Annotated in this window: 17 protein-coding genes; 10 read left to right on the top strand and 7 right to left on the bottom strand. The window is 73.2% G+C overall.

Translation table 11 applies throughout. From position 1 onward, the window contains the following. Positions 1 to 1,197: a GyrI-like domain-containing protein gene (locus tag ACI1MP_RS34505; RefSeq protein WP_380333367.1), complete on the top strand. Its 1,197-nt coding sequence runs from the start codon at positions 1 to 3 to the stop codon at positions 1,195 to 1,197. 3 nt (positions 1,198 to 1,200) lie between these two features. On the opposite strand, the gene ACI1MP_RS34500 is transcribed toward ACI1MP_RS34505, so the two are convergent. After that, positions 1,201 to 1,767 carry a hypothetical protein gene (locus ACI1MP_RS34500; RefSeq protein WP_380333368.1) on the bottom strand — a complete coding sequence of 189 codons (567 nt, stop codon included), beginning with the start codon at positions 1,765 to 1,767 and terminating at the stop codon, positions 1,201 to 1,203. 113 nt (positions 1,768 to 1,880) lie between these two features. On the opposite strand from ACI1MP_RS34500, the gene ACI1MP_RS34495 reads away from it, so the two are divergent. The 4 genes from ACI1MP_RS34495 (at position 1,881) to ACI1MP_RS34480 (ending at position 6,595) form a co-directional block, all read left to right on the top strand. Continuing rightward, a complete protein-coding gene (locus tag ACI1MP_RS34495) occupies positions 1,881 to 3,032 on the top strand; it encodes a hypothetical protein (RefSeq protein ID WP_380333369.1) in 1,152 nt (383 codons plus the stop codon). 314 nt (positions 3,033 to 3,346) lie between these two features. Continuing rightward, complete coding sequence (locus tag ACI1MP_RS34490) at positions 3,347 to 4,006, top strand: SDR family NAD(P)-dependent oxidoreductase (protein WP_380333370.1); 660 nt, start codon at positions 3,347 to 3,349, stop codon at positions 4,004 to 4,006. Between the two features lie 207 nt (positions 4,007 to 4,213). Further along, complete coding sequence (locus tag ACI1MP_RS34485; protein WP_380333371.1) at positions 4,214 to 5,743, top strand: M1 family metallopeptidase; 1,530 nt, start codon at positions 4,214 to 4,216, stop codon at positions 5,741 to 5,743. 189 nt (positions 5,744 to 5,932) lie between these two features. Continuing rightward, positions 5,933 to 6,595, top strand: coding sequence for a Type 1 glutamine amidotransferase-like domain-containing protein (locus ACI1MP_RS34480; RefSeq protein WP_380333372.1), 663 nt, complete (start codon positions 5,933 to 5,935; stop codon positions 6,593 to 6,595). A gap of 84 nt (positions 6,596 to 6,679) precedes the next feature. Here the strand turns inward: ACI1MP_RS34480 and ACI1MP_RS34475 are convergent, their stop codons facing one another. Continuing rightward, entirely contained in the window at positions 6,680 to 7,594 is a 915-nt protein-coding gene (locus tag ACI1MP_RS34475) for a DUF6039 family protein (RefSeq protein ID WP_189271895.1), read from the bottom strand. A gap of 330 nt (positions 7,595 to 7,924) precedes the next feature. On the opposite strand from ACI1MP_RS34475, the gene ACI1MP_RS34470 reads away from it, so the two are divergent. The 4 genes from ACI1MP_RS34470 to ACI1MP_RS34455 are packed head-to-tail and all read left to right on the top strand — an operon-like array spanning position 7,925 to position 12,859. Further along, positions 7,925 to 9,403, top strand: a complete 1,479-nt coding sequence (locus ACI1MP_RS34470) for an ABC transporter substrate-binding protein (RefSeq protein WP_404870418.1) — start codon at positions 7,925 to 7,927, stop codon at positions 9,401 to 9,403. 35 nt (positions 9,404 to 9,438) lie between these two features. After that, positions 9,439 to 10,374 (top strand): ABC transporter permease, encoded by a 936-nt coding sequence (locus ACI1MP_RS34465; RefSeq protein ID WP_404870417.1) that lies wholly within the window; start codon positions 9,439 to 9,441, stop codon positions 10,372 to 10,374. Then, entirely contained in the window at positions 10,371 to 11,231 is an 861-nt protein-coding gene (locus ACI1MP_RS34460; RefSeq protein ID WP_380333375.1) for an ABC transporter permease, read from the top strand. The genes ACI1MP_RS34465 and ACI1MP_RS34460 overlap by 4 nt, the downstream gene beginning before the upstream one ends. Further along, on the top strand, positions 11,228 to 12,859 hold the full coding sequence (locus tag ACI1MP_RS34455) for an ABC transporter ATP-binding protein (protein WP_404870416.1): 1,632 nt from the start codon (positions 11,228 to 11,230) through the stop codon (positions 12,857 to 12,859). The genes ACI1MP_RS34460 and ACI1MP_RS34455 overlap by 4 nt, the downstream gene beginning before the upstream one ends. A gap of 103 nt (positions 12,860 to 12,962) precedes the next feature. Here the strand turns inward: ACI1MP_RS34455 and ACI1MP_RS34450 are convergent, their stop codons facing one another. The 5 genes from ACI1MP_RS34450 to ACI1MP_RS34430 all read right to left on the bottom strand — a co-directional run bounded on the left by ACI1MP_RS34450 (position 12,963) and on the right by ACI1MP_RS34430 (position 17,449). Next, the gene (locus ACI1MP_RS34450) at positions 12,963 to 14,549 is read right to left on the bottom strand and encodes an AMP-binding protein (RefSeq protein ID WP_404870415.1); all 1,587 of its coding nucleotides are present in this window, start codon (positions 14,547 to 14,549) and stop codon (positions 12,963 to 12,965) included. Then, positions 14,546 to 14,821: a phosphopantetheine-binding protein gene (locus tag ACI1MP_RS34445; RefSeq protein ID WP_380333378.1), complete on the bottom strand. Its 276-nt coding sequence runs from the start codon at positions 14,819 to 14,821 to the stop codon at positions 14,546 to 14,548. The genes ACI1MP_RS34450 and ACI1MP_RS34445 overlap by 4 nt, the downstream gene beginning before the upstream one ends. A 95-nt stretch (positions 14,822 to 14,916) precedes the next feature. After that, positions 14,917 to 15,597 (bottom strand): Crp/Fnr family transcriptional regulator, encoded by a 681-nt coding sequence (locus ACI1MP_RS34440; protein WP_404870414.1) that lies wholly within the window; start codon positions 15,595 to 15,597, stop codon positions 14,917 to 14,919. A 414-nt stretch (positions 15,598 to 16,011) separates the two neighbouring features. Then, the gene (locus ACI1MP_RS34435; protein ID WP_380333380.1) at positions 16,012 to 16,242 is read right to left on the bottom strand and encodes a ferredoxin; all 231 of its coding nucleotides are present in this window, start codon (positions 16,240 to 16,242) and stop codon (positions 16,012 to 16,014) included. A 7-nt stretch (positions 16,243 to 16,249) separates the two neighbouring features. After that, positions 16,250 to 17,449 (bottom strand): cytochrome P450, encoded by a 1,200-nt coding sequence (locus tag ACI1MP_RS34430; protein ID WP_380333381.1) that lies wholly within the window; start codon positions 17,447 to 17,449, stop codon positions 16,250 to 16,252. A 189-nt stretch (positions 17,450 to 17,638) separates the two neighbouring features. Here ACI1MP_RS34430 and ACI1MP_RS34425 point away from each other — a divergent pair, with 189 nt between their 5' ends. After that, a complete protein-coding gene (locus tag ACI1MP_RS34425; protein ID WP_380333382.1) occupies positions 17,639 to 18,988 on the top strand; it encodes an alpha/beta fold hydrolase in 1,350 nt (449 codons plus the stop codon). Positions 18,989 to 19,123: the final 135 nt, after the last annotated feature.

Below are 19,123 nucleotides of genomic sequence, written 5' to 3'. Positions count from 1 at the left end.
ATGAGAGGCACAGACCCAGGCCTGACCGCCGCCGAACTGACCCTGCTCGGCCTCCTGGTCGAGCAGCCCCGGCACGGCTACGAGCTGGAAGCGGTGATCGCCGACCGCGGAATGCGCGAGTGGACGGAGGTCGGATTCAGCTCCATCTACTACCTGCTGACGAAGCTCCGGGAACGCGGCCTGATCGAACAGCTCGCCGGATCGGCCGCCGCGGGCGACAAGCGCCGCAAGGTGTTCGGCGCGACCGCCGAAGGGCGACTGGCCTGCGCGACCGGCGCCGAGCAGGCCATCGCCGAACTCCACCCGCTCTACCCGCGCGTCCTGGTCGGCCTCGCCAACCAGCCCGCCGTCGACCACGACCGGCTGCTCGACGCCCTGGAGCGGCGCGCCCGGGCACTCGCCGAACGGATCGAACAGGTGGCCCGGGCCGAGGCCGCCGGGCCGCCCGCGCCCGGCTTCGTGCACGCGATCTTCGACTACTCACTCGGTCAACTGCGCGCCGAACAGGCGTGGTTGGACCGCTACCGGGCATCGCTGAGCGGCGCCCGCCGACCCGGAGGAGAACCGACCGTGGCGCCGTACGACATCAAGAAGGCCCTGAAGGAGTTCTACGCGCCCAGGAACACCGCCTGGGCCGTCGTGGACGTCCCCCCGCAGCAGTTCCTCGCCGTCGACGGCACCGGCAACCCGAACACCGCGCCCGCCCACAAGGCCGCGGTCGAAGCGCTCTACTCGGTCGCGTACACCCTCAAGTTCGCGACCAAGCACACCGAGGACGGGGACTTCGTGGTCGGCCCCCTGGAAGGCCTGTGGTGGGCCGACGACCCCGAGGCCTTCAGCAGCCGCGCCAAGGACACCTGGAACTGGACCATGCTGATCAGCCTCCCCCCGTGGATCACCGAGGAGATGATCGAGCAGGCCCGGCGGACCGCCCTGGCCAAGAAGAAGCACCCCACCATCGCCCAGGTCCGCCGCCTCGCCCTGCACGAGGGCCCCAGCGCCCAACTGCTGCACATCGGCTCCTACGACGACGAAGCGCCCGCCCTGCACCGGCTCCACCACGAGTACCTCCCCGCCAACGGCCTGCGGCCCGCCGCCAAGCACCACGAGATCTACCTCGGCGACCCCCGCCGGACCGCCCCCGAGAAGCTCAGGACCGTCGTCCGCCAGCCGGTCGAGCCCGAACCGGCGGGCTGACGGTCAGCCCAACCGGCCGGCGGGCCGGACGTCGTGAGGGGCGGCGGCGTCCACGACGGCGGCCAGTTCGTCGGCGGACCCGGGGGTCGGGCGGTAGAAGCCCTGGAGGCTGACGGAGTGTTCGAGGCGGCCGTCCACCAGGTACTTCAGGCCGCGGGTCCGACCCCGGCGGTTGCGCCAGGCGAGTCGGTGGAGCACCTCGCCGGGTATGCGGGTGTCGAAGGTGACGGGTGTGGCGTCGACGTGGACCGGCGTCGCGCCGCAGCCGCCCGTGCCGAGCATCCACCAGTCCCGGTGGCCGGGGAAGGCGGGGTCCCGCCACGTCGCGGGGGCGGTGCCGCAGCAGTCGTTCCGCTCGGTGTCGAGCACCCGCAGCCGGCTCACCACGAAGACCTCGCACCGGTTCACGTGCACCGCGTACACCTCGTCGCCGGGGCGGGCCCCCGACCAGGCCGGCAGCGAGGTGTGCACGCCGCCGAAGGCGACCGGCGGCCGCTCGCCGACCCGGCCTTCCTTGCGCAGCGCGCGGCAGGTGTCGTGGGTCCGGAGAACGGTGAAGGCATCGGGCATGCGGCGATCGTAGGAACCCGGACCGACAACGGGCCGGGACGCTGCGCGGGTCGGTCCGGCGTCGTCGGAATCGGCGTTGCCATCCGCCCGGCCAGCCGAGATGATCACGACCCGTGACACATCTCCTGGTCCTGACGATCCCCATTCTGATCATCGTTCTGATCCGCAACTTCCAGAGCAACCGCACCGCCGTCTCCTCGGCCAAGCGCAAGTCCACGCCCGCCTTCCGGGTGCCGGAGTCGTTCGACGCCGCGGCGTACGGGCTCGTCCCGCTCGCGTCGCTCGACCCGAGCCGGTTGGGCCCGCCGTCCTCGGAACGGGACTGCCGGCAGTCGCAGGCCGTCGCGGACGCCGCGTGGGAGGGCGACTGGCGGGCCGCCGCGACGCACGTCGCGGCGCCCGGCACCGACTGGGACGAGCGCTGGTCGCGCTTCGAGCTGCTGCGCGAGATCGCCCGCCGGGACGGCGGGTGGCTGAAGGCCTGGCGGGAGGCCGACCCGGACAACTGCGACGCGGCGGCCCTGGAGGCCGACCTGATGGTGCACCAGGCCTGGGCGATCCGGGGCGGCGGGTTCGCCAACGAGGTGCCGGCCGAGAACATGGCCCGCTTCCGCGCCCTGCTGCCCGCGGCGATCGAGGCCGCCCAGCGGGCCGCGCTGCTGGACCCGGAGAACCCGGCGCCGTGGGTGGTCATGGTGACGGCGGCGCGCGGCGCCCAGTACAAGCCCGACCGGTTCCGGCCGCTGTGGGAGGGCCTGGTCGCCCGTGCCCCGCACCACTACGAGGGCCACTGGCAGGGCATGCAGTACTGGTGCGCCAAGTGGTACGGCACCAACGGGCAGATGATGCGGTTCGCCGAGAAGGCGATGGACGGCGCCCCGCCGCACAGCCCGCTCGCGGGCATCTACCTGCACGCGCTGTCCGAGCTGGAAGGACGCGGCGCCGGACTCCCGGTCGGCGGCGCCGCGACCGCGCGACTGGCAGCCGTCGCCCGGGCGCTCGCCTCGGTCCGGCCCGACGACGACCACGTCGCGGGCCTCCGGCACCTGCTGGCCCACTACCTGGGCAGGGCCGGGATGCACGCGGAGGCGCTGGAGCAGTTCCGGCTCATCGGCCGCTGGTGCGGCGCCCAGGTGTGGGCGAAGCAGGGAAGCCCGGTCGAGGCGTTCCACGCGGCCCGCGCCGAGGCCGTGCTGAAGTCGAACGCCCAGCCGCTGCCGCCCGAGCAGTGGACGAAGAACACGGACATCGCCCTGCACTCCTGACCGGACGCCACCGCGATCCGGCGGGCCCGCCCTCGACGATCCACCGAGCCAGGGTCCCCGGACCGCACCCGGCACCCCGGACCGGAGCCGGCGAGGCCGTCGCGTCGATCGGCGCCGGTGATGCCCGGTGCGACGGAGGAATACCCGTGTGGCCACCGTCGTTGACGCCGCTGGGCCGCGTCGACGACGGTGGCCGGAACGGGCATGGGGTGGCAGGGCGTTGTCGCCCGGGTGCGCCGACCTCCGTGTGCCGTACCGGTGTTCACGGGCGGTGCGGCCGGTGCGGCACGGGCAGGGGATCGAGGAGGGGCAGCATGCCGGGAGCAGTGATCATCGGAGCCGGACCGGGAATCGGGCAGGCGGTGGCCCGCCGGTTCGCACGGGAAGGGCTGCCGGTCGGGCTCGTCGCCCGCAGCGACGGCACGGTGAAGGCCGCCGTCGAAGCCGTCCGGAAGGCTGCCACGGGCGGCGCGGCCGTCGTGGGCCGCACGGCGGACAGCACCGACGAGACTTCCCTGCGGGCCGCCCTGGACGGCGTGGCGCAGGAGTTGGGGCCGCCGGACGTCCTGGTCCACAACGCGGCGCTCGTCCGACCGGACGCCATCGGGGAGCTGTCCGTCCGGGAGCACCTGGATGCCTGGGCGGTCAACGTGGTGGGCGCGCTGACCGCCGCCGCCCACGTCGCCCCCGGGATGGCGGCGCGCGGGCGGGGCACCGTCCTGGTGACCGGCGGAATGCCCGAGCCGAAGCCGGAGTACGTCAGCCTGTCCCTCGGCAAGGCCGGCGTCCGCACCCTCGTGACCCTGCTGGACCGGACGTACGGCGCCTCGGGCGTCCACGCGGCGAGCGTCACCGTGGCCGGCCCCGTCGCGCCGGGCACGGCCTTCGACCCCGACGTCATCGCCGAGCACTACTGGCGGCTGCACACGCAGCCGCGCGACGCGTGGGAGCACGAGGTCGTGCACAGCGGCTGACGCCATTCGCGCGGTTGGGTCGAGAGGTCAACTCCCTTTGCAGAGGCCATATCTGACGAATAGTCCGATAATCGATCCGGCGGGTCCGTGCGATCGTCGTGCGGGCGTATTTTTCTCATGAAGTTCCCAGGACCGGGGAGTGGGCGAGGGGTTGCCGGGACAGGGATCGATCCGACCCGATCGTTCCGGTGATCCCTGGAGGACCACGTGCGCAAGAGGTTGATCGTTTCTGCTGTCAGTGCCCTGAGCCTGCTCCTGGCCGTCCCCGCCTCGGCTTCCGGCTTCCAGCCGGGGGCGGACGGCGTGGGGGACCCGTACTACCCCACGCTCGGCAACGGCGGGTACGACGTCTCGCACTACGACATCCGGCTGAAGTACCAGCCCGCCACCGACGAACTGGAGGGCACCGCCACCATCCTGGCCACGACCACCCAGGACCTCTCCCGGTTCAACCTCGACTTCGCGCTGAAGGTCTCCGAGGTCCTGGTCAACGGGCGGCCCGCGACCTTCGCCACCAGCGGCGACCAGGAGTTGGAGATCACCCCGGCCCGGCCGCTGACCAAGGGATCCCAGGCCACCGTGGTGGTCCGCTACAAGGACGTGCCGTCGACCGTCGAGAAGTACGGCGGCTACAGCGCCTGGCGCCGCACCCCGGACGGCGCGGTGGTGGCCGGCGAGCCCGTGTCGGCCGGCTGGTGGTTCCCGAGCAACGACCACCCGAGCGACAAGGCGACCTTCGACGTCTCGGTGCTGGTGCCGAACGGCACCCAGGTGGTCAGCAACGGGGTGCTGACCGGCACCAGCTCGCAGGCGGGCTGGACCCGCTTCAGCTGGCGCGAGAACAAGCCGCAGGCCACCTACCTGGCCGCTCTCGCGATCGGGAAGTTCGACGTCACCCGGGACGTCACCGCCAAGGGGGTGCCGGTCTACAACGCCTACAGCAAGGACCTCGGGGACAACGCGGCCGCGGCCCGGGCGAGCGTGGAGCGCACCGGCGAGCTGGTGGACTGGCTGAGCGGCTACTTCGGCGAGTACCCGTTCAGCTCGGTCGGCGGCTTCGTCCCCAACCTCCAGGCCGGCGGCGCCCTGGAGACCCAGACCCGGGTCTTCTACGGACAGGGAATGTTCGCCCGGGGGTCCAACACCGCGGTCGTCGTCCACGAGTTGGCCCACCAGTGGTACGGCGACAGCGTCTCGCTCTCCCGCTGGAGCGACATCTGGCTGAACGAGGGCTTCGCCCAGTACGCGCAGTTCCTCTGGTCCGAGCACGAGAACGAGGGCACCGCGCAGGAACTGGCCGACTACATCTACGCCTCGCACCCGGCCGACGACCCGTTCTGGACCGTCAAGCCCGGCGACCCGGGCGACGAGAACCAGTTCGACATCGCGGTCTACCACCGCGGCGCGGTCGCCATCCAGGCGCTCCGCAACACCGTCGGGGACGACACGTTCTTCCGGATCCTGAAGGGCTGGCCCACCGAGCGCCGCTACGGCAACGCCACCATCCCGGAGTTCCAGGCGTACGCGGAGCGGATCTCCGGCCGGAGCCTCGGCGACCTGCTGAACACCTGGCTGTTCACCCCCGCCAAGCCGCCCGTCGGCCCGGTCCCGAACGGCGGCACGGCGACGGCGGCCGCCGCTGCGGCCGCGGACCGCGGCGCCGGGCAGCCGCCGGCGGAACCGAAGTCCTGGAAGAAGATCCAGGACGCCGCCTCCGTCCACGCGAACCGGAAGTGACCGGCCCGCGGTGAAGCACCGGCGGCCCCCGCGCACGGCGGGGGCCGCCGACCGCCCGGCACGCCGCACGAACCGTCAACTCCCGCGTGCCACACTGCTGGTGACCCGGACCGATCCCCGGTCGCCCGCCGCCGCGGCGGGCTCCAGCACCTCGTCCGCAGGGGCTGCCGCCCCTGCGCCGGAGGCATCGTGAAACTGCTCCTCACCTCCGCCGGAGTGAAGAACCCCAGCATCCGGCAGGCCCTGGTCGACCTCCTGGGCAAGCCCGTCGAGGAGGCCGACGCCCTGTGCATCCCCACCGCCGGCTACGGACACCCGATGGGGAGCCCGGCCGGGGCCTGGCGCTTCATCACCGGGCGGTCCACCACCCCGATGTGCGAGCTCGGCTGGAGGTCCATGGGCGTCCTGGAGCTCACCGCCCTGCCCAGCATCGGCGCGGAGCGCTGGCTGCCCTGGGTCCAGCAGGCCGACGTCCTGCTCGCGAACGGCGGTGACGCGCTGTACCTGTGCCACTGGATGCGCCGGTCCGGCCTGGCGGAGCTGCTCCCCTCCCTGCACGACAAGGTCTGGGTCGGGCTGAGCGCCGGCAGCATGGTGATGACGCCCCGCATCGGGCCGGACTTCGTCGAATGGACGCCGCCCACCGGCACCGACGAGACCCTGGGCCTCGTCGACTTCTCCCTCTTCCCGCACCTGGACCACCCGGCCCTGCCGGAGAACTCGATGGCCGACGCCGAACGCTGGGCCGCCGCCCTGCCGAACCCGGCCTACGCCATCGACGACGAGACCGCCGTCAAGGTCGCCGACGGAGTCGTCGAGATCGTCTCCGAGGGCCACTGGCGACACTTCTGAACGGCCGCGGAGAACCCTCCGCCCCCGATCCTGCCGTGCGCCGCACCCCGGGTGGGCTGCGGCGCACGGGTGGCGGATGCGGGGTCAGAAGCCGATGGGCGTGCCGCTGTGGAGGGGGGTGAGGACGGTGTCGTGGATGCCGGCGTCGACGAAGGTGCGCTCCCAGGTGCCGCCGCCCTTGCGCGCCGGGACGAACTCGGTGGTGAGCATCTTCTGGAAAGCGGCGTCCTTGTGCTTCAGTTCGAGCAGGCGCTGGTAGCTGTCCAGGCTGTCGAGGTGGAGCATCCAGTGGATGCGGTCCTGCTGGCCGAAGGTCTCCTCGAAGAGGTACGCGGTGACGTCGCCGGCGAGGGCGCGGTTGACGTGGCGGGCCCACTCGAAGGCGAACTCGCGGGCCTCGTTGCGGAATTCGAACTTGGTCTGGGCGGTGCGGATGATGGTCAGTCCGGTGTCGGCGGAGTGCCGCAGGCGGTCGGCGGGCAGGCCGGTCTGGTGCATGGCCGGCGGGACGAAGGTGGCCGGGGCGTGGTCGTCCTGGCCGTCGTGGGACAGGCCGTGCTGGGGGACGTAGACGCGCTCCTGGAACGAGCCCTCGACGTACATGCGCTCCCAGTTGCCGCCGTCGCGGTCCGCGAGGCGGTCGGTCTCGGTGACCTCCTTGAAGGACTTGTCGTGGTCGGCGACGTGCAGGAAGCGGCTGTAGTCGTTGGGCATCCGCATGTGGATCATCCAGTGCAGGCGGTCCACCCGGCCGAGGATCTCCTCGTAGACGAGCACGCTGGCGACGTCCGCCACGGGCTTGTTGAGGGCGGACACCAGGTCGCTGGCGAACGCGCGGCCCTCGTTGCGGAACTCGTGCCGGAGCTGGCCGACGCGGTGGATGATCAGCCCGGCGTTGCCGGAGTGCAGCAGCTCGTGGCCGGTGTCCGGGAGGGCGGCCATGGCGGGGGTGAAGAGGCGGCTGGTCCCGGGCCGGTCCGAGGCCGAGGTCTGGGGCATGGCGGAGTCTCCTTCGGCGAGAGCCCTCCGGGGACGGTCGGCCTCCGGCCGCGGCCGGGTCGCTGTCGCACCGGGTCCCTCGCGTTCGCTCAGGTGCAGGTGTGCCCCACGGAAGGGGGCGCTCGATGTGCACATGTTCCGCCCGGCCGCCCGCGCGCGGTGATCAGATTTGAGCAGACCGGTCGAGGAGTTTCGAGCAATCTCGGTCATCGCCAAGTGGGTTCTGCCTGCCCCACGCCGATCGACCATGTGGAGAAGAACGCGATGCCCACGAGTAACAGTCTCGGCCGACGCGGTGTCCTTCAGCTGGGAGCCGTGACCGGAGTCGCGTTGAGCGGCCTTGCGGCGCTGACCGGCTGCGGCGCCGAGGACAGCGCCAAGTCCGCTGCGGGCAAGGGCATTTCGACCGACCGGCTGCGGGTGGGCGCCGCGGACGCCTCGGGTTCCGTGAGCATCGACCCGCGGACCGCCGGGTTCGGCGCCAGCTACGTGATCCTCTACCACCTGTACGACTCGCTGATGTACCTGAAGGGCGGGGCGTACGAGCTGGGCCTGGCGGAGTCCGTCGAGGCCAACCGGGACGCCACCGAGTGGACGATCCGGATCCGCAAGCGGGCGACCTTCCACGACGGCCGCCCGGTGACCGCCCAGGACGTCGCGTACAGCCTGCGCACCCTCGCCGTCCCGCCCTCGAAGCGGGCGACCGTCTACGCCGACGTGGACGTGGACCGCATCAAGGTGCTCGACGCCACCACGCTCACCGTCCCGATGCGCCGCCCCCGCGGCGACTTCCGGGAGTCGGTGCTGGTGGTCTTCTCGCCGGTGTTCCCCGAGGGGACGACCGACTTCTCCAAGGGCATCGGCTCGGGTCCGTACCGGCTCGCCGCGCAGGACGGCAAGAACGTCCGGATGACCGCCTACGAGGGCTACTGGGGCGGCCGGCCCGCGTTCGGGACGCTGGAGCTCGTCTCCATCGCCGACGCGGCCACCCGGATGAGCGCGCTCAAGAGCGGGCAGATCGACTACGCGATGGGCATCACCGCCACCGCGGCCAAGGCGGAGCGCGACAACCGGGCGATCGAACTGCACCGCGGCGGCGTCGCCAACTCAAACGCGCTGTCCTTCGCGATGAACGAGCGGATCGCGCCGTTCGACGACCCGCGGGTCCGCCGGGCCGTCCGGCTCGCCGCCGACCGCGGGGCGCTGGCGGCAAACATGCTCGACGGGATGGGCGTCACCGGCGACGACGTGGTCGGCAAGGGCCTGCCGGGCTACGCGGGCCTGGCGGAGCGGCGGCGCGACGTCGCGGAGGCGAAGCGGCTGTTCGCCGAGGCGGGCGTCTCGAAGCTGACCCTCCACGCGGCGGACACGGTGGCCGGCTTCACCGGCGCGGCCCGCCTGCTGGGGCAGCAACTCGACGAGGCCGGAGTCAAGTTGACGGTCGACGTGGTGCCCGCCGACACCTACTACGCCGATCTGAAGGGCCTGTCGTCGATCCCCTTCCAGACCTTCTACTACACCAACCGGCCGGCCGCGGTGCACCTGTCGGCGCTCACCAACCGCGACGCCTTCTTCAACGTCACCGGTCTCGCGGACGAGCACTGGAAGCGGCTGGACGAAGCTCAGGCGACCGTCGACGACAAGGCGCGCGAGCAGCGCTTCGTCGAGATCCAGCGCGACCTGTACGAGCACGGCGGCGACCTGCTGTGGGGCTTCCAGGAAGTGGTGGACGCGTCGGTGGCCGGCGTGCAGGACGTGGTGTTCAGCCAGTCCATCCCTGTCTTCACCTGGGCCAAGGCGTCCTCGTGAGCGGCGGCCGCGCCCCGCTCCGGCTTCCGAGGCTGATGGCACGCAGGCTGGCGGGCGCGGTCGGCACCCTGTTCACGGCCTCCGCCCTGCTGTTCCTGGCCGCGGAGGTGCTGCCCGGCGACGCCGCCGCCGCCTCGCTGGGCGGCGGGGCGGACGCCGGGCAGATCGCGCGGATGCGCGCCGAACTGGGCCTGGACCGGCCGCTGGTGCTCCGGTACCTGGACTGGGTGGGCTCCGCCCTGGACGGCGACCTCGGCACCAGCACCGTCAGCCACCGGCCCGTCGGCGAGCTGGTCACCGACCCGCTGCTCGACACGCTGCTGCTGGTGGTGCTGTCGGTGCTGGTGACGGTGGTGGTCGCCACCTCGGTGGGCGTCCTGGCCGGCCTGCGGCCCGGCAGCGCGCTGGACCGGCTGCTGTCGGCGGGCGCGGTGGCCCTGGTCTCGATCCCGCAGTTCGTGACCGCGAGCGTGCTGGTCCTGGTGTTCGCCTCGGCGCTGGGCGTGCTGCCCGCGGTGTCGCTGGTGCCGCTCGGCGGATCGCCGCTGGACGACCCGGCCGCGCTGGTCCTGCCGGTCGCGGCGCTGTCGCTGTTCTCCGCGGCCTGGGCGAGCCGGATGGTGCGGGCGTCCGTCGTCGAAGCCGGTCGGTCGCCGCACGTGGAGAGCGCCCGGCTGGCGGGACTCCCGGAGCGCCGGGTGGTGTTCCGGCACCTGCTGCCGACCACGATCGGCCCGTGCCTGCAGGCCTTCGCCTGGCTGACCGGTGCGCTGGTCGGCGGCACGGCCGTGGTGGAGCGGGTCTTCAACTACCCGGGGCTGTCCGCCCCGCTGGTGAGCGCCGTGGTCAACCACGACACGGCGGTGCTGGAGGGCATCGGACTGCTGCTCTCCGGCGCGGTGGTGGTCAGCCTGCTGCTGGCCGACCTGCTGGACCTGGTGGCCGATCCGCACGGGAGCGTGGCGCGATGACCGACACCGCGACCGAGGCCCCCGCCGCCGCGGTACGGCCGTCCGTTCCGAGGCCGCCGGGCCCGGGCCCGCTCCGCCGCGTCCTGACCGGCCTGCTCTGGCTGCCGGCCCTGGCCGTGCTGCTGCTGGCCGTGGCGGGACCCTGGCTGGTGCCGGGCGACGCCGGCCGGATCGTCGGCGGCCCCTACTCGCCGCCGGGGCCCGGCCTGCCGCTCGGCACGGACGCCATCGGCCGGGACGTCTGGGACCGGTTCCTGGCCGGCGGGCGCCCGCTGGTGGTCGTCCCGCTGGTGGCGACGGTCCTGACCACCGTGGTCGGCACGCTGCTCGGCGTGCTGGCCGGCTACCTGGGGGGACGGGTCGCGGCCGTGATGACCTGGCTGGACTCGCTGCTGCTCGCGCTCCCGCCGATCGTCGTCCTGCTGGCGCTGCTGCACGGCCTGGGCTACAGCGCCGGGACGCTGCTGCTGGCCGTCGCGGCGACCGGGGTGCCGTTCGTCTCCCGCATCTCCCGGGCCGCGACGACCAGGGTGGTGCGCACCGGATACGTCGACCAGGCCGTGGCGCTCGGCGACGGGCCGCTGTCCGTGGTCGTCCGGGAGATCGTGCCGAACATCCTCCAGCCCGTCCTCGCCGACGCCGGCACCCGGCTCGCGGTCGCCATCGCGCTCACGGCGTCGGCGGACTTCCTCGGCTTCGGCCCCGGCACCCCCAGCTGGGCGGCGATGGTGAGCGAGAACATGGAGGGGGTCACCCTGGTGCCCTGGGGGGTCGCCGTTCCGGCGCTGGGCATCTCCGTCCTCACGGTCGCGGCGAACCTGCTGCTCGACCGGCTTGCCGCGAAGGGCGCGTCGTGATCGACATCGCAGAACTCACCGTCGTGGACCGCTCGGGCCGGGCCGTCGTCGAGGACCTCACGCTGACCGTGGAACGCGGCGAGTCGCTCGGCATCGTGGGGGAGTCCGGCTCCGGCAAGACGACCCTGGCGCTCGCCCTGCTCGGAGCGCTGCGCCCCGGGCTGGCGGTGCGCTCCGGATCGGTGCGCGTCGACGGCCACGACATGCTGGCGCTGAAGGGCTCCCGGCTGCGGGCGGTCCGCCGGCGGACCCTGACCTACCTCGCCCAGGACCCGGCCTCGGCGCTGACGCCCACCCTCAGGGTCGGCGGGCAGATCGCCGAACTCGCCCCGGACCGCTCCGCGGACGGCGTCCGACGGCGGCTGGAGGCCGTGGGGCTGCCCGGTGACGCCGAGTTCCGGCGCCGCTTCCCCCACCAGCTGTCGGGCGGCCAGCAGCAGCGGCTCGCCCTCGCCCGGGCGCTCGCCGGAGAGCCGGCGGTGGCCGTGCTCGACGAGCCCACCACCGGCCTCGACGTGCTCACCCGGCGCCTGGTGCTCGACGAGATCGACCGGCCGGCCCGCGAACGCGGCCTCACCCTGGTCTTCATCACCCACGACCTCCCGGCCGCGGCCCGGCTCTGCGACCGGCTGGTCGTCCTGCGGGCCGGCCGCCTCGTCGAACAGGGCCCCACCCTGCGGACGCTGTCGCGCCCGGCCGACCCCTACACCCGGGCGCTGGTCCTGGCCGTCCCCGACATCGCCGAGGCCGGCCGACGGACGCCCGCACCGGAGCCGCCGCCCGGACCGGAGGCCCCCGCGGACCCCGGCGACGACCGGGCCCTGCTGGAGGTGCGCGGCCTGCGGGCCGGGCACGGCCGCGGCACGGGACGGGACGTCCCGACGATGTCCGGAGTGTCGTTCCGGGTCGGCCGCGGCGAGTGCGTCGCGCTGCTCGGCGCCTCCGGCATCGGCAAGACGACGCTGGTCCGCTGCGTCAGCGGCCACCACCGGCCGGACGGCGGCGAGATCCTGCTGCACGGCGATCCGATGCCGCCCGACCTGCGCCGCCGCACGCCGGCCCAGCGCCGCAGCGTGCAGCTGGTGCCGCAGGACGCGGTGGGCTCGCTGAACCCGCGCCGCCGGGTGGGGGAGGCCATCGCGAGGTCGGCCCGGGTGCTGCGCGGCCTGGACCGGGCGGCCGCCGCGGCCGAGACGGTGCGGCTGCTCGGACTGGTCGGGCTGCCCGCGGAGTGGGCGGGGCGGCTGCCCGGGGAGATGTCCGGCGGCCAGCGGCAGCGGGTCGCGATCGCCCGGGCGCTCGCGGCGGCGCCCGAGGTGCTGCTCTGCGACGAGGTCACCGCGAGCCTCGACGTCGGCATCCAGGCCGAGATCCTGGAGCTGCTGGAGAGCCTGCGGCGACAGCTCGGGCTCGGGGTCGTGCTGATCACCCACGACCTGGGCGTGGTCGCCAGGAGCGCCGACCGGGTGCTGGTGCTGGACGGCGGCGGCGTCTGCGAGGAGGGCGCGGTCGCCCAGGTGCTGGGCGCGCCCCGGCACGCCTGGACCCGGTCGGTGGTGGGGGCGATGACCTCGCTGCGCGACCTGACGGAGGGGCCCGCGCAGGCCGAGGTCGCCGCGGCCGACTGAGCGGAACGCCGGCGCCGGGCCCGGAACGCCCGCCCGAAGCACGACGAGGAAGGCCCGCCGAATCCGGCGGGCCTTCCTCGTCGTGCTTGCCGGAGCCGTCCGGTCAGGCCGGCCGGTGCGGGTCGGCCAGCTGGCGGACCGCCTCCTCCCGCAGCGCCATCCGGTCGATCTTGCCGTTCGGGTTGAGCGGAGCGGCGGCGAGCGGCCACAGCTGCCCGGGCAGCATGTAGGGCGGCAGGAGCTCGGCCAGCTGCTTCAGGACGGCGGCGGCGTCGAGCTCGGCCCGGCCGATCACGAACCCCGCCAGCACCTCGCCGCCGGGGCCGGGGACGGCGAAGACCGCCGCGTCCAGCCCGGGCACCGCCCGGCGGACGGCCCGCTCGACCTCGCCGACCTCGATCCGGTAGCCGCGCACCTTGACCTGGCCGTCCGTCCGGCCCAGGTGCACCAGGCCGTCGCCGTCCTGCCGCACCCGGTCCCCGGTGCGGTACCAGCGTTCGCCGTCGAGGTCGACGAACCGTCCGGCGTCGTTGGCCGGGTCGAGGTAGCCGTCGAAGCGCTGGGGGCCGGCGACGCAGAGCTCGCCGATCGTTCCGGACACCTCGCCGTCCTCCAGCAGCAGGTGGCGGACCCCGGGGAACGGCCGCCCGATGGGCACCGCCCGGTCCGGTCCGGCGGCGTCGGCCGGGTCCAGGCGGTGGCCGGTGCAGGCGACGGCCAGCTCGGTCGGGCCGTACAGGTTGTCGATCACCGCGTTCGGTGCGAGCGACGACCAGTGGCGGGCGGTCTCCACGGGCAGCGGCTCGCCGCAGAACATGGTGTACCGCAGGCCGGGCAGCGCCCCGGCGGGCAGCACGCCGCGGCTCTGCACGGCGGCCGCCAGGCTGGGGGTGGACGTCCAGAAGGTGATGCCCTGGCGGACGGCGACCCGTTCCGGCGCCAGGGCCTGGACGCGGTTGAGGACGGTCAGGCAGGCCCCGGACGCCCAGGCCGCCCAGACCTCGAACATCGACAGGTCGAAGGTCAGCTCGTACACCTGGCTGAACACGTCCCGCGGCCCGATCTCGTAGCGGGGCAGCACGGCCGTGAGGAAGGCGCCGATGTTGCCGTGCCGGATCGGCACGCCCTTGGGCAGGCCGGTGGAGCCGGACGTGAACAGGATGTACGCGAGCCGGTCCACGCCGTCGTTCACCGGTTCGGCGGGTGTGCTCCCGTCCGGGGTGACGACGGCGGCGCCGTCGAGCGCGGCGGACCCCCGCAGGGCGGCGGCGACCTCGGCGGAGCCGGTGAGGCAGACCCGGACGGGGGCGGCGGAGGCGAGTTCGGCGACCTGGGCCGCACCGGCGGGGTCGACCACGATCGCGTCCAGGCCGGCCGCCGCGACGACGGCCCGGTTCCGTTCGACCGGGTACTCCGGGCCGAGCGGCACCGCGGTGGCCCCCGCGTAGAGGGCGGCCAGGAAGCCCAGATAGGCCTCCTCGGTCTTGGAAGCCAGTACGCCGACCCGCCGCGGGCGTCCGCCGCAGCCCGCGATCAGCGCTCCGGCCCAGTCGCACGCCGCGCGGTGGAGTTCCGTGTACGTCCAGGACCGGCCGTTCAGGCGCAGGGCGGGGCCGTCCGGGTTGACGGCCAGGCCGTCCAGGAACCACGCGTGCAGGGGCTTGACGCCCTCCTGCCGCGGGGCACTCACGCGGTCCCGCCGGCGGCCGCTTCCGGGCCGGTCGCGGGGAGGAGGGGCCGGAGCGTGTCCCAGACCGTCCGGGCGGTGACGAAGTTGGCCGGTGTGACGGCCTCGTCGGGCAGGGTGAGGGCGTACTCGGATTCCAGTGCGGTGATCAGCCCGATCGTTCCCATGGAGTCGAGGCCGTGGGCCGCGAGCAGCAGATCGGGCTCCAGCGAAAGCTCTGGTCGCAGGTGCGGAAGATGGCCTCGGATGACCGACTCGAAACGTGCGTCCCACATGGCGTTGGGCTCCTGTTGACGTGAAATTGGGTTGACAGAGCCGAGGTGCGTGCCGTCGGGGCGGTCCGGCCGCCCGGACGGGGCGCGGTCGGCGGTCAGGCGTGCCGGGCGTTGAGGTACTCGGTGAGGCGCTGCCGGTTGATGATCAGGCGGGATGTCTGCGAGATGTCGATGAGGCCGTTACATCGAAAGGTCTTGAGGAAGAGCCCGACCCGGGACCGGGTCGTGCCGACCATTCTCGCCAACTCCTCGTGCGTGATGCGCTGTTCGATGCGCGGGTGGTGCGGATCGCCCTTTCCGAATTTGTCGGCGAGGTCGAGGAGGATCGTGCCGAGGCGTTGTTCGCTGTCGACCGTCACCAGATTGGTGATGGCCTGCTGCTGTTCGAACAGCCGGTGCGAGAGATAGGCGACGAGATCGCCGACCAAACCCTCCTCGGTAATGGTGCTGAGGAATCTCGAGTACGGCACGCGAAGGATGACGCTGTCCTGCATCGCGATGGTCGACTCCTCGCGGGCTATGCCGCAGCCGCTCTGCTCGCCGAACATTTCGCCCGGACAACATATGCGCAGCAGACACTCTTTCCCGCTGCGCGAGAACATGACGGTTTTGAGGCGCCCGCTCTCCAGGAAGTAGATGTTCTGGTCGGTGTCGCCGCAGCTGTATGCGTAGTCGTTCTTCTCCAGCACGATGCGCGTGCCGATCAGTGAACCGGTCGTGAGGATATTTCGCAGTCTGCCGGTGAAGCCGCCGGACGTCGGGACGGCATACGTCATGCTCACTGTTCATCCTCCTGGCGTGATTTCGGCGCGTGGGGGTGGCAGGGGGAAGGGGCGGACGCCGAGCGAAGGAGGTTGCGCGGGGAGTGTGCCGCCGAATCTTCCGGCCGTGCTTCCCCTGTGCTCCCGTCTGGTTTTCGACAACGGCAGAAAGCATGCGCCGGCGCAGGGCACATGCCGCCGTACCCCCCCTTGCGGCTGATCGTGGGGCGAGCCTACGCCAGGCGCGACCTGCTGTGTAGTGAGCAATGGGTCTTTGTGTCAGCAGAACGTCAGCCGCATAACTCTGTTGCCGCTGTGGAAAGTTCTCCGGGGCGGCAGAAGGCGCGCGAGGGCAGCATTTTCGGGCCCCGGACTTGCCATTTCGGCGATTCCGGGGCCCGGAAATGCTGGGGAGGTCTCGGGCGGCGGTCAGCTGGGGGCGACGACCTCGCCGCTGTCGGCGTCGAGGATGCGCAGGGCTTCCATCGGGCAGGACTCGACCGCGTCGCGCAGCGTCTCGTCCGGGCGGGTCTCCTCGGCCGACAGGACGGTCCGGCCGTCGACCACCTGGAAGTGGTCGGGGGCGATGCCGGCGCAGATGCCGGTGCCGGCGCAGCTGTGGTGGTCGGCCTCCAGCCGCCAGCGGGTGGTGTCGGTCATCGCCGGCTCACCACGCGATCGGCAGCTGCTGGGGGCCGCGGAACAGCCCGCCCGACTTCCACACGACGTCCTCGGCCGGGACGGCGAGGCGCACGTCCGGGAACCGTTCGAGCAGTGATCCGATCGCCACTTGCAGCTCCATGCGTGCGAGTTGGGCCCCGAGGCAGAAGTGGGCTCCGTGGCCGAAGGCCAGGTGGGGGTTCTTCTCCCGGGTGATGTCCAGCCGGTCCGGGTCGGCGAACACCCGGGGGTCGCGGTTGGCGTTGACCGCGGCGGCCAGCACGCCCTCGCCGGCCCGCACCGTGCCGCCGCTCAGCTCGACGTCCTCGGTGGCGACCCGGGCGTTGCCGATGCCGTTGCCCAGGGGGACGTAGCGCAGGAGCTCCTCCACCGCGCGGGGGAGCAGCTCCGGCCGCTCGCGGAGCAGCGCCAGCTGGTCCGGGTGGGTGAGCAGGGCGTAGACCATGTTGCCCAGCTGGTGGGCGGAGGTCTCGTGGCCGGCCACCAGCAGGGTGACCCCGAAGGTGATCAGCTCGTCCTCGGAGAGCCGGTCGTCCTCGTCGCGGGCAGCCACCAGGACGCCGAGCAGGTCGTCGTGCGGTTCGGTGCGGCGCGCCGCCACGAGCTGCGCGAGGTAGCCGCGGATCGAGGCGTCGGCCTCGACGGCCTCCTCCCGGGTGTACGCCGTGGTGGACATGATCACCGCGGACCAGTGCTGGAACTTCTCGCGGTCCTCGTACGGCACGCCCAGCAGGCGGCAGATCACCGTGATGGTGAACGGCTCGGCCAGGTCCTTGGTGAGGTCGCACGGCGGGCCCTTGCGCGCCATGTCGTCCAGCAGGCCGGCGACGACCTCCTCCAGCCAGGACTGCATCCGACCGATCCGCCGCGCGGTGAACGCCTTGGACACCAGGCGGCGCAGGCGGGTGTGCTCCGGGGGGTCGAGGCTCAGGATGGCGTCGCCGCGGCGGGCCAACGGCGTGGTGCGGGGAGTGTCCTCGCCGATCGAGGCCCGGCTGAAGCGCGGGTCGGAGTTGGCGGTCTTCACGTCCTCGTGACGGGTGACCAGCCAGCCTTCGCCGCCGTACGGAAGCTTCACCCTGGCGAGCGGCTCCGTCTCGCGGAGCTCGGTGAACTTCGGGTGGATGTCCAATCCGCTTACCCGGCCCTCGAAGGGGTAGGTGTGGACCCGGTCGGAATTCGTCATGCCGTGGGTACTCCTTCACTCCTGCCTGCGACACGGGTGCCGCTGCCCCGTGAGGCTGGTTGCCATGAGCATGCCCAAAGGTAGCGCGTGAACATTCCGCTTGGGGAAGGGCACGTTCCGGGTCGAGCCCCTCGGGCTGCGGACCAGCACACCGCGCGGACGGCCCGGACCGCCGCTCAATTCTGAGCGGTGACGTACCGGGATGTACCGGAGGCTGAGGCGGCCGCGAACTGCTCGCCCACCGACAACCCCCGGGAACGGACCGCGTTGGACGCCACCGAACGACTCCTCGCGCTGCTCGACGCGGTGCACGACACGGCCGCCGAGGTGCGGGCCCGCTGCGCCGAGTACTTCGACCACCAGCCGCTGCGCCTGCGCCGGACGACCCTCGCGCGGTGCGCACCGGACCCGGACGCACTGGCCGTCCGCATCGGCGCCGGCTACCGGCTGACCGTGCGCACGGTCGACGACGAGGCCGAACTCACCGCCGTCGACCGGCTGGCGGAGCACCGCGCCGCCGGCGCCGGGCGCACCCGCGCGGACGAGCTCGGGGCGGACGCCCGCCACGACGGCGCCGCCCTGGTCGACGCCGTGCGCCGGAGCCGGGACGAGGCCGACCGCAGGCTCCGCGAGGAGGCCGAGCGGTGCGCGCAGGCGCCGCCGCGGCGGGTCGGCGTGCTGGGCGGCGTCCTCGCCTACCGGGTCGCGGGGGAGCCGGACCCGCACCGGCCGCCGGTCGTCGTCCTCAACGCCCTGGGCATGGGGCTCGGGCCGTGGCACCGGCTGACCGCCCTGCTGGCCCGCCGCCACCGGGTGATCTCCTGGTCGCCGCGCGGGTGCGGGCCGCGCGAGCGCCCGCTGCGCCTGGCCGACCAGGTGGCCGACCTGAGGGCGGTGCTCAGCGCCGAGGGCGTGTCCGACTGCCACCTGCTCGCCTGGTGCACCGGGCCGAAGGTGGCCCTGGAGTTCCACCGGCGCGACCCCGGCGCGGTGCGCTCGATGGTCCTGCTCAACGGCTCGTTCCGACTGCTGGACCGGCCGGACGACCCCGACACGGCCTACGAGCGGAACCTGGAGGCGATGTGCCGCGCCGTCACCGCCCGGCCGGTCCTGGCCGACGTGATGCGGCGGATGCTGGGCGGCGAACTCGGCGAGCGGCCGGACTTCACCGCCGAACCCGACCCGGGCCGCTGGGCGGAACAGGTCCTGGCCCTGCCGGCCGAGGACCTCGCCGAGGACCTGCGCCGCCCCTTCGCCGACGGACCCACCCTCCTCGCGTACGCCCGGCAGCTGCTCGACTTCTGGTCCCGGGACCCGCTCGCGCACGCCGAGCGGGTGACCGTCCCCGTGCTGGCCGTCACCGGGGAGCTCGACCGGATCGCCGCGCCGGACCGGCTCGCCCGGGACATCGGCCGGTTCCCCGCCGGGCGGCACGTGCGCCTGGCGGGGGCGACGCACCACGCGCTCCACGACCGGCCGCACGAACTCGCCGCGCTGCTCACCGAGTTCCTCGACCGGGCCGGACCCCGCGCGGACTGACCGTCCGGCACCGGCCGTACGGCCGCCGGCCGAGCGCCCGAACCGCCCGCCACCTGCTCAATTGTGAGCGGCGACGCCGGGCCCGCGCCGCCAAGGTGTGACCGGGAACGGCTCCGGTGCCGTCGGCGGCAGCGT

The organism is Kitasatospora griseola, from assembly GCF_044999035.1.
Classification (GTDB): Bacteria; Actinomycetota; Actinomycetes; order Streptomycetales; family Streptomycetaceae; genus Kitasatospora; species Kitasatospora griseola.
The sequence above is the reverse complement of the archived record's forward strand: the minus strand, read 5'-3'. Positions and strand labels throughout refer to the sequence as shown.

Excerpts from the sequence above, each read along its gene's own strand:
- ACI1MP_RS34505 (WP_380333367.1), top strand. The coding sequence starts at position 1 with ATGAGAGGCACAGACCCAGGCCTGACCGCCGCCGAACTGACCCTGCTC.
- ACI1MP_RS34500 (WP_380333368.1), bottom strand. The coding sequence starts at position 1,767 with ATGCCCGATGCCTTCACCGTTCTCCGGACCCACGACACCTGCCGCGCG.
- ACI1MP_RS34490 (WP_380333370.1), top strand. The coding sequence starts at position 3,347 with ATGCCGGGAGCAGTGATCATCGGAGCCGGACCGGGAATCGGGCAGGCG.
- ACI1MP_RS34475 (WP_189271895.1), bottom strand. The coding sequence starts at position 7,594 with ATGCCCCAGACCTCGGCCTCGGACCGGCCCGGGACCAGCCGCCTCTTC.
- ACI1MP_RS34465 (WP_404870417.1), top strand. The coding sequence starts at position 9,439 with ATGGCACGCAGGCTGGCGGGCGCGGTCGGCACCCTGTTCACGGCCTCC.
- ACI1MP_RS34460 (WP_380333375.1), top strand. The coding sequence starts at position 10,371 with ATGACCGACACCGCGACCGAGGCCCCCGCCGCCGCGGTACGGCCGTCC.
- ACI1MP_RS34445 (WP_380333378.1), bottom strand. The coding sequence starts at position 14,821 with ATGTGGGACGCACGTTTCGAGTCGGTCATCCGAGGCCATCTTCCGCAC.
- ACI1MP_RS34440 (WP_404870414.1), bottom strand. The coding sequence starts at position 15,597 with ATGACGTATGCCGTCCCGACGTCCGGCGGCTTCACCGGCAGACTGCGA.
- ACI1MP_RS34435 (WP_380333380.1), bottom strand. The coding sequence starts at position 16,242 with ATGACCGACACCACCCGCTGGCGGCTGGAGGCCGACCACCACAGCTGC.
- ACI1MP_RS34430 (WP_380333381.1), bottom strand. The coding sequence starts at position 17,449 with ATGACGAATTCCGACCGGGTCCACACCTACCCCTTCGAGGGCCGGGTA.